The sequence below is a fragment of the Halobacillus litoralis genome, from assembly GCF_020524025.1.
GTDB lineage: Bacteria > Bacillota > Bacilli > Bacillales > Halobacillaceae > Halobacillus > Halobacillus litoralis_D.
In genome coordinates this window covers 1,047,105-1,063,209 of the sequence record NZ_JAIVKN010000001.1, presented here as the reverse complement: position 1 = coordinate 1,063,209, position 16,105 = coordinate 1,047,105, and the positions used below count along the sequence as shown (strand labels likewise).

The following is a 16,105-nucleotide window of genomic DNA, read 5'->3' as shown; positions in this document are numbered from 1 at the left end:
TTGTGAAATGAAGAGTAATTCAGCTTGTAAAACGCGTTGTTAAGCGATTTTAAAAGGATTGTCTATTGAATTTCGTGGAAAACTCGTTTATTATAAGGCTTGTCATCAAAAAGATGATCCTAAATAAACATTTGAAGTGGCTGCAAGGCTACTTGAATGAGTTTAACCTTCTTGGGAGGAGGTGAATGTCATGAATAAAACAGATCTAATTAATGCGGTATCTGAAAAAGCAGATCTTTCTAAAAAAGATGCGACTCAAGCTGTAGATTCTGTATTCGAATCTATCATGGATTCACTTAAAGACGGTGATAAAGTCCAGCTTATCGGATTCGGAAACTTTGAAGTTCGTGAGCGTGCGGCACGTAAAGGCCGTAACCCGCAAACTGGAGAGGAAATCGAAATCTCCGCAAGCAAAGTACCAGCGTTCAAACCTGGTAAAGCCCTTAAAGACGCGGTTAAATAATAAGCTACATAGGGCTTGGAAAAAGGGTGCATGTGCACCCTTTTTCTTTTTTTCATAGTAAAACCATTGAAGTAAGGTCATACTGGTCATAGAACAACTAGAGATAAGCTGATAAGCGAATAACCAAGGTGGATGCTTTGACAAAGATTCCCTTGTAAGAGATAGTATGGATAAAAGAAGGAGGCTGTCCATTATGTCTACATCCAATAATGATTTTTTTGTTATTAAAGCGCTTGAAGACGGGGTGAATGTCATCGGATTGACTCGAGGGACGGATACCCGGTTCCATCATTCAGAAAAGCTTGACAGCGGGGAAGTCATGATTGCTCAGTTTACCGAGCATACTTCAGCCGTCAAAGTCCGTGGTAAAGCAGTTATTCAAACGAGTCATGGTGAAATGACTAATGATGCAGAGTGATCACGCTCTGTAAAACATACATAAAAGATAAGACCTGTGAAATGTGCTATAATAGGAATGTTTAATAGTGTTCAGGAAGGGACCAGGTGATCACGTTGAATTCTTCAGATAATGACATTAAACAACTCAAACAAAAAATTGCTGACAAAGTTCGCCATCCTTATTTGGTTCGTTTCATACCTGAGCCGACGATAGATGAGGACAAGCTCGTGATATTATCCTCCATTATGGATCACACCAAACTGTCAGACGAAAAGAAAGAGCAGTATATTATTACAACAATGCTTGTCCAGATTGCCCTGGATACTCATGATCTTGTTACCCTCTCGGATGAGGAGGACGATCAGGAAACCATTCGCAATCGTCAACTGACTGTCTTAGCTGGTGATTATTATAGTGGTCTTTATTATTACCTGCTTTCCAAGCTTGATGACATTCCTATGATTCATACGCTCGCAGGAGCTATCAAGGAAATCAATGAACTTAAAATGGAACTGTATTATAAAGATGTTGATTCTTTCCAGGAATTTTTAGAAGGTATAAAAAAAATCGAGTCACTGCTGATACAAAGGGTAGCTGCTTACGTCCAAAAAACAGCGATCAACGATATGGCAGGCGAGTGGCTGTTAGCCAAAAAACTACTTGAAGAGAAAAGAAGCTATCAAGAAGGGAATTTCTCCCCTCTTATCGATGCTCTTATAAAACGTCCGGGTATTCTTGGAAGTAATGGTCATGTATTAGGGAACATTGAACAGACGCTGCAAAGTCATGTTCATCGATTGGAAATGACTGTGTCACAGCTGCCAATTCATTTTAACTGGCTGAAATCTTATGTGCATGCAGCGATTCATCACCAATTTAATCCAACACAGATAGTGGAAGAAGGGTAGACATGGAACCACAAACGAAAGAAGAGCGAGTCCATCACGTATTCGAAAAAATATATAACCGGTATGACAGTATGAATTCTATCATCTCTTTTCAACAGCACCGCTTGTGGCGGAAGGATGTTATGAAGCGGATGAATGTTCGACCTGGTGATACCACACTGGATGTCTGCTGTGGTACGGGAGACTGGACAATGACACTTGCGGATGAAGTCGGGCCGGAAGGGAAAGTTATCGGACTGGACTTCAGTGAGAACATGCTGTCAGTAGGAATAAAAAAGAAGCTGGCTAAAAGAATAAAACAAGTAGAGTTTCAACATGGGAACGCTATGGATCTGCCTTTTGAAGACAACCAGTTTGACTTTGTAACAATTGGCTTCGGATTGCGGAATGTCCCTGATTACAAGCAGGTACTACAGGAAATGTATCGGGTTGTTAAACCGGGTGGTAAGGTTGTTTGTTTAGAAACCTCCCAGCCGACTAATCCTGTATTTAAAAAGCTTTATTATTTCTACTTCGGTAATATTATGCCATTGTTTGGCAAGCTTTTTGCAAAAAGTTATCAGGAATACAGCTGGCTTCATGAATCAGCCAAAGATTTTCCAGGTAATAAAGAATTGAAGACAATGTTTGAAGACGTTGGCTTTACGAGGGTAACCGTTAAATCCTATACAGGCGGCGTAGCCGCAATGCATATGGGTCAAAAGGAATAACTGAGGATGAACTGCGATGAAATTAGCAATGATTTATTCATTTCTGAAAAATGATTTGTCTGTGATTGAGGACGCGGTAAATGAGACCATTCAGTCCGATAATATGGTTCTAAGACAAGCATCTAGTCAATTATTACAAGCGGGCGGAAAAAGAATCCGACCTGTTTTTGTGTTGTTGGGAGGAAAGTTTGGAGAGTATGACATTGATCGTATGAAAGCTGTAGCTGTATCTTTAGAATTAATTCATACAGCTTCACTTGTTCATGATGATGTGATAGATGAAGCAGAGTTAAGACGGGGCCAACCCACGATTAAGTCTGCGTGGGACAATAGAATTGCCATGTACACCGGAGATTACATATTCGCTCGATCATTAGAAAACCTCTCTAAATTAGAGAATCCTAAAGCCCATCAAATTCTGGCCGAAACAATGGTAGAACTATGTTTGGGAGAAATTGAACAGATCAAAGATAAATATAATTTTGATCAGAATTTAAAAACGTACTTACGGAGAATTAAAAGAAAGACCGCTCTTTTGATTGCAGCCAGCTGTCGTTTAGGTGCTATTGCTTCACATGCCAGGGAAGACTATGAGCGCGCGCTGTACAAATACGGTTATTATGTAGGCATGTCCTACCAAATCATTGATGATGTACTTGATTTTACAGCTTCAGAAAAAGAACTCGGAAAACCGGCAGGAAGTGATCTTCTACAAGGGAATATAACCCTCCCCGTCTTATTCTCTATGGAAGACTTAGAGTTTAAAAAACAGCTTGAAGCAGCCTTCAAGAAGAAAGAATCCTTAACCTCTGATGAGCTTAAGCCTTTAATTCATACCATTCAAACAAATGGTTCGATTGAACGATCATTGGAAGTCAGTGACCGTTATTTGAAAAAAGCCTATCAGTCGCTTGCCAAACTCCCGGCGAATCGCTCAAAGCAGACGTTGAAGGGGATTGCCAAGTATATTGGAAAAAGAAGGGCATGAATCTATTGCCTTTCTTTCTATTGTCTGGTAGACTTTTTTATGGCACTTACTAAAGCGCTTTCAGACTATACATAAGATGGGGTGTTTGTCATGGAAAAGACTTTTTTAATGGTTAAACCAGATGGTGTACAACGGAACTTGATCGGAGATATTACAGCAAGATTTGAAAGAAAAGGGTTCAAATTGGCTGGAGCGAAGTTGATGGCTATTCCTAATGAGCTCGCTGAAGAGCATTATGGAGAGCATAAAGAGAAACCTTTCTTTAAAGAATTGGTAGACTTTATTACTTCGGGTCCGGTTTTTGCTATGGTATGGGAAGGCGAAAATGTAATCTCTACAGCAAGACAAATGATGGGGGCAACCAAACCGGCAGAGGCAGCTCCTGGTACGATTCGTGGTGACTATGGTGTCGCTGTCAGTAAAAACGTTATTCATGGCTCAGATTCGCAAGAAAGTGCAGAAAGAGAAATTGGTTTGTTTTTTGACCAAAATGAACTAGTCGATTATGAAAAAGATCAATTAACCTGGGTCTATTAATTTTATTTGAAACCTGCCTTCATAGAAGGTGGGTTTTTTTATGGTTCAGTCCCTTAATAGGTTATTGTAAGTGCTGCCTAGATAAACTGCTTCCATAAGGTTTCTTCTTCCCATTCTTATTTTCGAAGGAGTAATCTATGTAGTTGCCTGCTTCACAGAATAAAGGAATGAATAAGTAACATCAGATCGACTCCACTCTCTATTTAAAGTCTTCACGGAGATCGGCTGATCGGAAGAATCCTGGGATTTGTAATATGTTTATACTTATTCTGTGATGTCATCCTTGTTTACAAGCGTATGCGGGTGGAGTAATCTAATAAAGACGAAAGACAAGGGAAGGGGGCTGATGATGTCGGATTATCCCAGTTTTATTCGTAACATACATAAAAACACAGGGGTTGACTTATCCCTTTATAAAGAAGCTCAAATGAAACGCAGACTAACATCTTTAAGAGACAAAAAGGGGTATAAAGATTTTCATAGTTATTATAAAGCTCTTGAGGGGGACACACAGCTAAAGGATGAATTATTAGATCGTATGACAATTAATGTCTCAGAATTTTATCGGAATCACAAACGTTTTGAAGTGCTGGAGAATAAAGTTATCCCGGAACTTTTAAGACGTAAAAAACGTTTGAAAATATGGAGTGCTGCCTGTTCAACTGGTGAAGAGCCTTATACACTTGCGATGATTTTAGATCAACACATGTCTCTCAGTGATGTGGACATTATAGGAACAGATCTCGATCAGAAAGCTTTGGAAAAGGCAGAAACCGGCGTCTATCACGAACGCTCGCTAAAAGAAGTAACTACATTTATGAAACATAAAAACTTTGTGAAAGAAGGGCCGCATTTCAAAGTTAAAGAAAACATAAGACGAAGTGTGACGTTTAAAAGGCATAATCTCCTTGCGGATCCCTATGAACAAAATTGTGACTTAATCGTCTGTAGAAATGTCATGATTTATTTTACGGACGAAGCGAAACAAAGGATGTACCGCGCCTTTAATGAATCATTAACAGACAGAGGTATATTCTTTGTGGGGAGTACAGAGCAAATGTTTTCGCCCGGTCAGTTTGGGTTTAAAATGTTTGATACATTCTTCTATCAAAAAGCTTAAATTATAGGTTTCGCTCATGTTTTTTTGTATTTTTGTGAAAAATTCGGATATTTCGATGTCACAAATGCACATCCATATGATATAGTAGTATCTAAAATTTATAACACCCTTGATAAACATTCGAGGAGCTATTATACAGGAGGTACTTTTTTTATGCGCTACTTAACCGCTGGTGAATCACATGGGAAACAACTGACAACAATCTTAGAAGGGATGCCGTCGCATCTGCCTCTTTTAAAAGAACAAATCAACGAATCATTATTACGTCGCCAGGGCGGCTACGGACGTGGCAAGCGTATGCAGATAGAAAAAGATCTCGTAGAAATCACGAGTGGTGTAAGACACGGGTACACTCTTGGTTCCCCGATCACACTCGTTGTACATAACGATGATTTTAAACATTGGACAGATATCATGGGAGAAGACCCGCTTCCAGAAGAAACGAAGAAAATTCGTCGAACAGTAACCAAACCCCGGCCAGGGCATGCAGACTTAAATGGTGGGATGAAATATGGGCATCGGGACATGAGGAATGTTCTGGAGCGTTCTTCTGCCCGTGAAACCGCTGCTCGTGTAGGTGCAGGAGCTGTAGCTAAGGTTCTTCTTAAAGAGTTAGGTATAGAGGTAACTGGTTATGTAAGAGAAATAGCTGGAATTGTAAGTGATGTAGATGAAAACTTAACGCTGGCTGAACGTAGAGATATTTCTGAAGCCTCTCCAGTCAGAACTTTCGATGAAGCTGCTGCAGAAAAAATGATGCATGCCATCGATGAAGCTAAAAAAGAAGGAGATTCCATTGGTGGTGTCACAGAAGTTTACGTGGAAGGAATGCCGGCAGGGATCGGATCTTACGTTCAGTATGATCGTAAACTGGACTCTAAGATTGCGGGAGCCGTCATGAGTATCAATGCATATAAAGGTGTTGAATTCGGAATCGGCTTTGAAGCAGCCCGTCGAAATGGCAGCCAGGTTCACGATGAAATTCTTTGGAGTGAAGAAAGAGGGTATTACCGTCGTACGAATCGTCTTGGTGGCTTTGAAGGGGGAATGACAACTGGTATGCCAATTGTCGTTAAAGGTGTAATGAAGCCTATTCCTACCTTGTATAAACCACTTCAGAGTATAGATATTGAAACTAAAGAACCCTTCAATGCAAGTATTGAACGTTCAGATTCCTGTGCCGTTCCAGCAGCTTCTGTTGTCATGGAGCATATTGTAGCGTTTGAATTAGCTAAGGCAATCACCGAAGAATTCCCTTCGGATTATTTCCCTCGTTTAAAACGTGCTGTAGATGACTACCGCAGAGAAATAAGGGAATTTTAATGACCTCTTCCATAAAGATTCAAGCAAGTTCACATGATTATGATGTGTTCGTAGGCGAGGGGATCCGTCATAACTTACTTGACTTGCTGAACAAGGAATATGCAAACGCACTTGTGATCACTGACGATAGGGTGGCTGAACATTATCTGGAAGATGTGAAGAATTCCCTGGAGAAAAAAACCAGGGTTTCAACAGCTGTTGTTCCTAGCGGTGAAGCGTCTAAATGTATGGCACAATATGAAGAGTTGTTAAATAGATGTATAGAAGCCCAGCTGGACCGTCACTCCCTGATTGTTGCTCTTGGGGGAGGTATGGTTGGTGACCTTGCGGGCTTTACCGCTTCAACGTACTTAAGAGGTGTTGATTATATACAAATCCCTACAACTATTCTTGCTCACGACAGCAGCGTAGGCGGAAAGGTAGCGATCAATCATTCCATGGGCAAAAACTTAATTGGCAGTTTCTATAACCCGAAAATGGTGGTTTATGATATAGAAACGCTCCTTACGCTGCCCGAAAAAGAAAAACGATCCGGCTATGGAGAGGTAATTAAACACGCTTTTTTGAGCGACGCTCATTGGTGCCGTCGTCTGCTTGAAAGATCCTTAAGTGACTTGACAAACGAAGAGATGAAAACCGATTTAATGAAGGGTATTCGTGTCAAGGCCTCCATTGTGGAGGAGGATGAAAAAGAAGCGGGCATAAGAAAATATTTAAATTTAGGGCACACACTTGCACATGCCATTGAGGCAGAACTAGGTTATGGTGAGATTACTCATGGAGAAGCAGTAGCACTTGGTCTGTTATTCGCACTTAAACTTAGTGAAAAACATAAAGGTGCTGCTTTACCCATCGAAGAGTATGTAGACTGGCTGGAAATGAATAACTACCCGCTTTCGGTTTTTGGACGCATCGACGCTGAGCGAATGGTTGAGCGGATGAAATGGGATAAGAAAACGGTGAATCAAATGATTAACTTTGTTTTATTGGAAAGCACAGGATCGCCTTGTGTGGAACAAATGGAAGATCATGAAATTAGTAGCCAATTGAATTTATTAATTCGTGAGGTGAGCAGCAGATGATGATCCGGGGTGTACGTGGAGCTACAACTGTGGACCGTAACGAGAGCGAAGAAATTATAGCCAGATCTCTGGAGTTAATGGAAGATGTGGTATCATCGAATCATATAAAAGCAGAAGATGTGGTATCCGTTTACTTTACAGTTACCAATGATATAGATGATACCTTTCCGGCTAAATGCTTGAGGGGGATGGACGGATGGACCTATGTACCCGTTATGTGTATGAGGGAAATCCCAGTGACGGGCAGCCTTCCTAAATGCATCCGTGTTATGGTTACAGTACAGACGGATATGGAGCAGAAACAAGTGAAACATATCTATCACTACGATGCTAAACAATTGCGACCAGATTTAAAGAGTTGAGAGGAGTTCTTTTATGAAAGCCAAAGATATACTAAAAAACATGAAACCATATAAGCCTGGAAAAGGGATCGAAGAAGTAAAAAAAGAGTTCGGCTTAGACCGGATCATCAAATTAGCTTCTAATGAAAACCCTTATGGATTTTCCCCTTCTGTAAAGGAAGAGCTTCCAAAGTTGATCTCAAATTTAGAAATTTACCCTGATGGATATGCAGCAGAGATCAGAAAAAAAGTGGCCGGATTTATTGGCGTAAAAGAAGAGCAGCTGATCTTCGGAAACGGATCAGATGAAGTTGTACAGATTATCTGCCGAACTTTCCTGGAACCAGGAGCCAACACTGTCATGGCTACCCCGACGTTTCCTCAGTATCGGCACAATGCTCTTATCGAAGGAGCGGAAGTTAGAGAAGTTCCTTTAATTGATGGTCATCACGATCTTGAAGAAATGATAGCAAGTATAGACGAACAGACAAGAGTTTTATGGATCTGTACACCAAACAACCCTACAGGGGTACACATTGATAAAACCACGATTCAATCAGTTCTGGAGCGGGTACCTGGTCACGTGCTTGTTGTCCTTGATGAAGCCTATTACGAATACCTTGAGGCTGAGGATGCTTTTGACTCTATAGCTGGTTTAGATGCATACCCAAATGTAATGGTATTAAGAACATTTTCCAAAGCTTACGGTTTGGCCGGCCTTCGTATTGGTTATGGTGTTGGACATCCCGAGGTTATTCAAGCGCTTGAGCCGTCCCGTGAGCCTTTTAATACTTCAACTGTAGCTCAGGCAGCGGCTATAATTGCTTTGGATGATCAAGCATTTCTTCAACAAACCGTTAAAGCAAATCATAAGAACAAAAGAGATTTAATGCAGTTCTGTGAGCAGCATCAATTAGGTTATTACGATACCCAGGCAAACTTCCTTCTTATCCAACTCCCTATGAGTGGGGACGAAATGTTTGAATACCTTCTTACTAAAGGCTTTATTGTTCGTTCTGGAGAAGCGCTTGGTCTCCCGAACACCATCCGTTTAACCATCGGGAAAGAAGAGGATATGAAACAGCTGCAGGAAGTGATGGCTCAAAAATTAGCAATGGATCATACCAGATGAAACAGACTGTACTAATCGTGGGGTTAGGCCTCATCGGCGGGTCAATCGCAATGAACGTATCCAAGAAAGAAGATGTTTTTGTTATCGGTATAGATGGCGATGAGGCTGCTTTGAATATGGCTTTAAAACAAGGAGTTATCGACCAGGCATCTTTTGATTTTTCCAAATCGGTGATAGAGGCGGATATCTGTATTCTGGCGACTCCAATTTCTATAACGATTAACTATTTGAACAAGTTGGAAACGATCGAGCTTAAGAAACCTTTATTAGTTACCGACGTTTCTTCAGTGAAAAATCAAGTGCTGAAAGCAGCGAATCGATTGGAACAGTCTATGATCTCTTTTGTAGGCGGCCATCCGATGGCAGGTTCTCATAAACAAGGTTATACCGCTGCAAAACCACACCTGTTTGAGAATGCGATTTATGTATTAACACCATCTGTACATGCGACTGAGGAGGAAGCAGATCGCTTAAGGAACTTGCTGTCAGAAACCAACGCACGATTTTTGACGTTTACAACGAAGGAACATGACGAGATGACAGCTGTCATCTCTCATTTTCCTCATCTCATTGCATCATCGCTCGTTCATCAAGCGAAGATTTGGCAGGAGACACATCCTTACATTGAACATCTTGCTGCCGGAGGCTTTAAAGACATTACAAGGATTGCCTCCAGCAACCCTAGACTCTGGCAGGATATATTCTTTCAAAATAAGAGACTGCTTATATCCATGCTCGATGACTGGATAAGTGAAATGGAAAGGGTTCGTACGTATCTGGAAAAAGAGGAGAAGGAAGAAACGTATCAGTACCTGCTGCATGCTAAACAATATCGTGATGGACTCCCGGTTAAAGAGAAAGGAGCCATTCCATCTTTTTATGATATCTATGTTGACATACATGACCAGCCTGGTGCCATCCATGATGTGATTGGTTTGCTTGCCAAGGAAGGAATTAGTATAAAAAATATCCAGATCCTTGAGATCCGTGAAGGTATTACCGGTGTGTTGCGGATCAGCTTTGCATCCAATGAAGAACAAGTGAAAAGTAAAGAGGTACTAAGCCAACAACAATATGAAGTAATGATTCAACAGTAAAGGAGGAAGCTAATGGCAGATATAGAACTATATCCAACAAAAAAAAGTCTTCAGGGAGAGATGGTTGTACCTGGAGATAAGTCGATCTCCCACCGATCTGTTATCTTCGCTTCATTAGCTGAAGGAACTTCTCACATTCGTAATTTTCTAACAGGAGAAGATTGTTTACGTACCGTTGAAGCTTTCAGACTGATGGGAGTACATATTGATCAACATGGGTCAGATCTGGCCATCCATGGCAGAGGTATTGCTCATTTAAAAGAACCCGTATCCCCTATTTATTTCGGGAATTCGGGTACAACCGCCCGCCTGATGAGTGGTGTATTAGCAGGCCTGCCTCTCTTCACGACAGCTTTTGGAGATGAATCCTTATCTAAACGGCCGATGGACAGGGTTGTAATTCCTTTAAAGAAAATGGGGGCTGAGATATCTGGGAGAGACCATGACTCCCTGCTTCCTTTATCATTTAAAGGGAAAAAACTGAAGGGCGACATTCATGAATTGAAAGTTAAGAGTGCACAGGTTAAATCAGCGCTCCTTTTAGCAGGTATGTTAGCTGAAGGAGAAACAAAAGTGATTGAAATGGGAGAAACTAGAAACCATACAGAGATGTTACTTCCTGAATTTGGCGTAGAGGTCAATGTAGAGGGACGTATGGTTACCATTAAGGGAGGACAACAGCCTTCAGGAGCAGATCTTAAAGTTCCCGGCGATATTTCTTCGGCGGCCTTTTTCATTGTTGCATCCTCCATTACTCCAGGCAGCGAGATGATCATCCGGGACGTGGGATTAAACCCTACCAGGGATGGTGTTATAAGGGCTATGGAACGTATGGGCGCAGATATCTCCACTCATATACATACGTATATCGGTCAAGAGCCCGTGGGGGATATCCACATCCGTGCCGGTTCACTTCGCGGTGTCACATTAGAAGGAGATCTGATTCCTAATGTAATTGATGAAATCCCGATTTTAGCTCTGGCAGCTACCCAGGCTGAGGGTACAACCGTCATTAAAGATGCTGAGGAACTCCGGCATAAAGAAACCGATCGTATACATGCTGTCGTTCAAACTTTAACGGCACTCGGAGCGAAAGTAGAAGCCTTAAAGGATGGGATGGTCATTCACGGAAAGACAGAGCTTACTGGTGGATCCATCCATTCTTATGGAGATCACAGAATCGGCATGATGGGAGCGGTTGCTTCTCTAATCTGCCAAAACCCGGTTACAATTCTGGACAAAGATTGCATCAGCATTTCCTATCCATCGTTTTTCCAACATTTAAATGAAGCTCTTAAATAAATTAACTTCATAGTTTATGTAATGCTCTCATACGATATAAAAAGCCTACTTGGAGGTTTTGGTCGTATGGGAGCTTATTGGTTTCAGGGACTTATTGAAGATGATTCAGAGTCAGGTTTTAGAGAGTTCACGGTTTTGAAAGACAAATTCGTCAGAGATCGTATTGGCAGAGAATCCTATAAGTATATGGCCCTTGATGGATTTCGTGTAACCGCCGGCCACGTCATGATGGATCGAAAAGAACCTTTAGCCTCGTCCTCCACGCGTATGAAAACAGCGGAGAATTACATAAAAAGAGGGTGCACTTTGCTACTCATCCAACACCTAGTGACTAGCTTACGTCATTTTCGGGCGCATTATGACCACTTCTTAAACAATTTACAATGGATGCCTCTCGACTATATGATTATCCCGGTTATTCCGGGGAAGTGGGTAAGGCCAGAAATGATCCGCTTTTTTGCTAGAAAAGGAAGCCCCTTTTTATGTATTGAAGTTCAATCCAAAGAAGAGCTGTCAGGGATTTGTTGGGAATGGATCGTCCAGGCACAAGCGTATAAGCGAATGCCATTGACTTTATTCGTCAAAGATAGTGGGAATACGTCGAACAACTATTCAGAAATGTGGTCTTCACTGAGTGAACAGTATGGTATGATTAAGCTAACAGATGTACAGGACGACGAAGTGCTGTCTTCACAAAATTTGAGGGACAGCGGGATCTACCCTGGAAAGGGTGGAATGGTCCCAGGAGGTCAGGCAGACTACAATCTTTATCGTATAGATCAAGACAGAAAGTTTGCTGAGCAAGGAGATTTCATATATCATAGTGCTGTTCCGAATGTAACGGTTATGAATGGTCAGGTGAAACAGGTCAATCAAAAATTGATAGACCGAAAGCCTGGATCTCATAGAAAAGTGAAGATTCACAAGCATTTTGTTTAACGTGGAAAGGATGTCATCATGGAGGAAATACAAAAAGCCATCCGTCAGATGGAAGCCCATAAGACGGAAGATGCAATTAATACATTGACACAGTATCTACCAGAAGCGGATGAAGAAGAGCGGTTTACCATTGCCGAACTCTATATTCAGTGGGGGATGTTAGAAGAAGCGAAAGTTGTTCTTCAGGAATTGATCCAACGCTATCCAAAAGAGCAGGAATTGAAAGTCATGATGGCTGAGATTCATATTGACCTGGATGAAGACGATGAAGCAATCGAGCTGTTAAACCAATTCGGCCCGGAGGATGAGGATTATTTACAAGCCCTCGTTCAACTTGCCGACCTTTATCAAGCTCAAGGCCTGTATGAAGTAGCAGAGCAGAAATTACTGACAGCAAAGCAGGTGGAGCCCAATTCTGCCATTATCGATTTTGCTTTAGGTGAGCTGGCCTTCTCAAATGGAGAGTATTCCAAGAGTATTCCATATTATGAAAACGCCATGCACCATCAGCCGGTAATTGGAGATATAGAAGTGGCGACACGTCTGGCAGAGGCCTACGCAGCTAACGGTGAATTTGAGCAGGCTCTTGAATTTTTCCAAAAGGTTGAAGAAGATAACCCTGATGTTATGTTTCGTTATGGGTTTGTTGCCTTCCAGGCGAACCGGAATGATATTGCAATTCATGTGTGGGAAGAATTGATTGAAAAGGATCCGTATTTCCAGTCCGTCTACCCGCATCTGGCTCAAGCTTATGATTCAGAAGGTATGCCTGCAGAAGCATTGGAAATGGCTAAAAAAGGCTTAGCCAAGGACGAATTTAACAAAGAGCTTTACCATCTTGCAGGAAGTCTGTCCCATCGTCAGGGCGACAAAGAGGAAGGCTACCGGTTAATGAGAGAAGCGGTGGCATTAGATCCAGGCTATAAGGAAGCCGTTTTGTTCCTTATTCAAAACTTTAAAACAGATGGGGATAATGAAAATATTATCGAATTGATCAATGAACTAATCTCACTGGGTGAGGAAGATCCGAACTATTTATGGGAACTTGCTCAGGCCTACGAGGAAGAAGAGCAGTATAAGGAAGCGTACGAATATTATCAACAGGCCTATCCTTCCTTGAAAGAAGATACAGACTTCTTGAAATCCTACGGCTATTTCTTAGTAGAAGAAGGAAGAACGAAAGAAAGCCTGCAGGTGTTTGAGGAGTACCTTAAGATTGATCCGGCAGATACAGAAATCGAAGAATTTGTTGAGCGACTGAAAGACCGTTGAGCTAATTAACTAAAGCGCAGGAGGGGCGCATATGCAAACACCAATTTCTGTGAACGAAAAAAAAGACTTCGTCCGGTGGTTCTTGAATCATTTTCAGTTGAAAAAGAGAGAAAGTGTCTGGATTCTAAATTATTTAATGAACCATGAGTCTCTTTTATCAAGTGTTCATTTCGTCCATGAAGTGAAGTTCTGCCCAAGAGGGATGGAAATTAGTGCACAGGGAGTTTCAGATCCGCCATTTCGTTTTTATAAAGGTCAAGTTATGACAAACGATGCAGAAAAATCCTTCCACGATCTTAGAATGAATCAAGGAGAACCGGTTTATATTCAAATGAATTTCGAAAATGCTCAGCAATGTTCGAAATATGCGCTGGTCCTTGAGGAGAATCCCTACCTTCCTAAAGACTACTATTTGAATGATCGTGACAAAAACGAAGCAGAACGGCTGCTGTCCATCAGCTTGTTACAGCATAGACAAAAGCAAATAGAAGAACGTATTGATGAAGCGCTCATAAACGGTGAGCGCGAAGAATTTAAAGACTTGTGCGGAAAGCTTGAAAAAGTAAAAGAGGATTTGAATACGTTCTTATGAAAATGAGAGCCAGGGGCATCTTAACGGATGTAACCTGGCTTTCATTTTTTCTACAATGTAGTAGAATAGAGGAAAAGATACATAGAAAAGGAAGGAAATGAATATGCGCTGGACAAAAGCAGATACTACACAATACCTACCTGAAAAACAATATATTGATACGGTCTTAATTCCCTTAATACCATTTGATCCATCTTCGGATCAAAAGATGGTTAAACAAGCCTTTCAACGTGAATTAAATCAGGTGTTTACAACTCTCATTGAAAGAGAATACCGGGGTCGTATTTTCCTTGCACCGGATTATTCTTATATTCACGACACCAATGAAAAAGAAATAGACCGTGTCAACGACTGGATATCCAGGTTTAAGGAACAGCCATTTCAGCATACGTTTTTATTCACGTTTGACAGCAAGTGGAAAAAGCATGAGAAGGATTTGAATGGTCATTTAATATGGGTTCCGGGTATGCAGTCTGGAAGCATCCAATCTACGGAAACACAATCGTTTGTCAGAGAGCAGGCCCTTCAAATCAGTGAGTTAATCCAGGCTTACTGGTAATTGGATAAAAGTTCCGACAAGGATTGATAATTTATTGACCAACCCTTAAGATTGCGCTATCATGGTAATGTCCTAGTAAACTGTGTGTAATATATCCATGGTGTATGGATTACAGCATAGAGGGGGGAAAAGAATGAGCGATAAAAAACGAGTATCCCGTCGTCAGTTTTTGAACTATACGCTGACTGGTGTAGGCGGTTTCATGGCAGCCGGCATGCTGGCGCCTATGGTTCGCTTCGCAATTGATCCTGTTTTGCAGACGAAAGAAAGCGGAGGATTCAAGTCTGTGGCATCCATTGATGAAATTACCAATGAACCACAGCGCTTTGAATGGACCATTGACCAGGTAGATGGCTGGTATGAGTCTGAAGTTCAAAAGACGGCATGGGTGTACAGAAATGAAAAAGATGAAATTATAGCGCTTTCACCAGTATGTACACACTTAGGTTGTACAGTAGACTGGGCTTCTAATGAAGAATATCCAAATCAATTCTTCTGCCCATGTCATGGGGGGCGTTATACGAAAAACGGTGTCAATGTACCAGGTACACCACCAACCGCACCATTACCAATGTTTGAGCACAAAGTAGAAGAAGGAATGCTTTACTTAGGGGAAGCAAAAGACAGAGGGGGGGCATAACTCATGCTTCAGAAGATTTACGACTGGGTGGACGAGCGTGTAGATGTTACCCCGCTATGGCGTGATATTGCAGATCACGAAGTACCGGAACACGTGAACCCGGCCCACCATTTTTCAGCATTTGTTTACTGTTTTGGCGGTTTAACGTTTTTTGTAACCGTTATACAAATTCTTTCTGGTATGTTTTTGACCATGTATTACGTGCCCGACATTGAAAATGCATGGAAATCTGTTTACTATCTGCAGCGAGAGGTTGCTTACGGTCAAATTGTACGTGGGATGCACCACTGGGGGGCGAGTCTCGTAATCGTCATGTTATTCTTACATACATTACGGGTATTCTTCCAAGGAGCTTACAAGAAACCGCGTGAGTTGAACTGGGTCATTGGAGTCCTGTTGTTCTTCGTCATGCTTGGTCTTGGTTTTACAGGATACCTGTTACCATGGGATAACAAAGCTTACTTTGCCACTCAAGTAGGACTGGAGATTGCTGCAGCTACACCGTTTATTGGTGATCAGATCCGTACACTTCTTGCGGGTGATCCATCAATCGTAGGTGCACAAACGCTTACACGATTCTTTGCAATTCATGTATTCTTCCTGCCGGCTGCTTTGTTTGGATTAATGGCGTTTCACTTTATTTTGATCCGTAAACAAGGAATTTCCGGTCCACTATAAAATGTAACGTAAAAAGGAGGGA

General features: G+C 41.5%; 19 protein-coding genes. All 19 read left to right on the top strand.

Translation table 11 applies throughout. The annotated features are described in order from the left end of the window. Positions 1–190 precede the first annotated feature (190 nt). The gene (locus LC036_RS05610; protein ID WP_008638574.1) at positions 191–463 is read left to right on the top strand and encodes an HU family DNA-binding protein; all 273 of its coding nucleotides are present in this window, start codon (positions 191–193) and stop codon (positions 461–463) included. Positions 464–656: 193 nt separating this feature from the next. Continuing rightward, positions 657–881: a trp RNA-binding attenuation protein MtrB gene (gene mtrB / locus LC036_RS05605; protein WP_226579347.1), complete on the top strand. Its 225-nt coding sequence runs from the start codon at positions 657–659 to the stop codon at positions 879–881. Positions 882–967: 86 nt separating this feature from the next. Further along, a complete protein-coding gene (locus tag LC036_RS05600; RefSeq protein WP_226579344.1) occupies positions 968–1,771 on the top strand; it encodes a heptaprenyl diphosphate synthase component 1 in 804 nt (267 codons plus the stop codon). 2 nt (positions 1,772–1,773) lie between these two features. Continuing rightward, positions 1,774–2,481 (top strand): demethylmenaquinone methyltransferase, encoded by a 708-nt coding sequence (gene menG / locus LC036_RS05595; RefSeq protein WP_226579341.1) that lies wholly within the window; start codon positions 1,774–1,776, stop codon positions 2,479–2,481. Positions 2,482–2,497: 16 nt separating this feature from the next. Next, positions 2,498–3,469 carry a heptaprenyl diphosphate synthase component II gene (hepT, locus tag LC036_RS05590; protein WP_226579339.1) on the top strand — a complete coding sequence of 324 codons (972 nt, stop codon included), beginning with the start codon at positions 2,498–2,500 and terminating at the stop codon, positions 3,467–3,469. 90 nt (positions 3,470–3,559) lie between these two features. Beyond that, entirely contained in the window at positions 3,560–4,006 is a 447-nt protein-coding gene (ndk, locus tag LC036_RS05585) for a nucleoside-diphosphate kinase (RefSeq protein WP_226579336.1), read from the top strand. A 349-nt stretch (positions 4,007–4,355) separates the two neighbouring features. Then, positions 4,356–5,126 (top strand): CheR family methyltransferase, encoded by a 771-nt coding sequence (locus tag LC036_RS05580; RefSeq protein WP_226579334.1) that lies wholly within the window; start codon positions 4,356–4,358, stop codon positions 5,124–5,126. Positions 5,127–5,279: 153 nt separating this feature from the next. Further along, a complete protein-coding gene (aroC, locus tag LC036_RS05575) occupies positions 5,280–6,449 on the top strand; it encodes a chorismate synthase (RefSeq protein ID WP_226579332.1) in 1,170 nt (389 codons plus the stop codon). Then, positions 6,449–7,531, top strand: coding sequence for a 3-dehydroquinate synthase (aroB, locus tag LC036_RS05570; protein WP_226579330.1), 1,083 nt, complete (start codon positions 6,449–6,451; stop codon positions 7,529–7,531). The genes aroC and aroB overlap by 1 nt, the downstream gene beginning before the upstream one ends. After that, on the top strand, positions 7,531–7,893 hold the full coding sequence (aroH, locus tag LC036_RS05565) for a chorismate mutase (RefSeq protein ID WP_226580024.1): 363 nt from the start codon (positions 7,531–7,533) through the stop codon (positions 7,891–7,893). The genes aroB and aroH overlap by 1 nt, the downstream gene beginning before the upstream one ends. 13 nt (positions 7,894–7,906) lie before the next feature. After that, the gene (gene hisC, locus LC036_RS05560) at positions 7,907–9,004 is read left to right on the top strand and encodes a histidinol-phosphate transaminase (RefSeq protein WP_226579328.1); all 1,098 of its coding nucleotides are present in this window, start codon (positions 7,907–7,909) and stop codon (positions 9,002–9,004) included. Next, on the top strand, positions 9,001–10,101 hold the full coding sequence (locus tag LC036_RS05555) for a prephenate dehydrogenase (protein WP_226579325.1): 1,101 nt from the start codon (positions 9,001–9,003) through the stop codon (positions 10,099–10,101). Before hisC ends, LC036_RS05555 begins: the two co-directional genes overlap by 4 nt. 12 nt (positions 10,102–10,113) lie before the next feature. After that, entirely contained in the window at positions 10,114–11,403 is a 1,290-nt protein-coding gene (gene aroA, locus LC036_RS05550) for a 3-phosphoshikimate 1-carboxyvinyltransferase (protein ID WP_226579324.1), read from the top strand. 66 nt (positions 11,404–11,469) lie between these two features. Continuing rightward, positions 11,470–12,342 (top strand): hypothetical protein, encoded by an 873-nt coding sequence (locus LC036_RS05545; protein ID WP_226579321.1) that lies wholly within the window; start codon positions 11,470–11,472, stop codon positions 12,340–12,342. An 18-nt stretch (positions 12,343–12,360) separates the two neighbouring features. Next, positions 12,361–13,614: a tetratricopeptide repeat protein gene (locus tag LC036_RS05540; protein ID WP_226579319.1), complete on the top strand. Its 1,254-nt coding sequence runs from the start codon at positions 12,361–12,363 to the stop codon at positions 13,612–13,614. A 31-nt stretch (positions 13,615–13,645) separates the two neighbouring features. Continuing rightward, positions 13,646–14,206 carry a ReoY family proteolytic degradation factor gene (locus LC036_RS05535; RefSeq protein WP_226579317.1) on the top strand — a complete coding sequence of 187 codons (561 nt, stop codon included), beginning with the start codon at positions 13,646–13,648 and terminating at the stop codon, positions 14,204–14,206. Between the two features lie 97 nt (positions 14,207–14,303). Next, positions 14,304–14,765, top strand: coding sequence for a YpiF family protein (locus tag LC036_RS05530; protein WP_226579310.1), 462 nt, complete (start codon positions 14,304–14,306; stop codon positions 14,763–14,765). A gap of 133 nt (positions 14,766–14,898) precedes the next feature. Then, a complete protein-coding gene (locus LC036_RS05525) occupies positions 14,899–15,405 on the top strand; it encodes a ubiquinol-cytochrome c reductase iron-sulfur subunit (protein WP_226579307.1) in 507 nt (168 codons plus the stop codon). 3 nt (positions 15,406–15,408) lie between these two features. Next, complete coding sequence (gene qcrB / locus LC036_RS05520) at positions 15,409–16,083, top strand: menaquinol-cytochrome c reductase cytochrome b subunit (protein ID WP_226579304.1); 675 nt, start codon at positions 15,409–15,411, stop codon at positions 16,081–16,083. Positions 16,084–16,105: the final 22 nt, after the last annotated feature.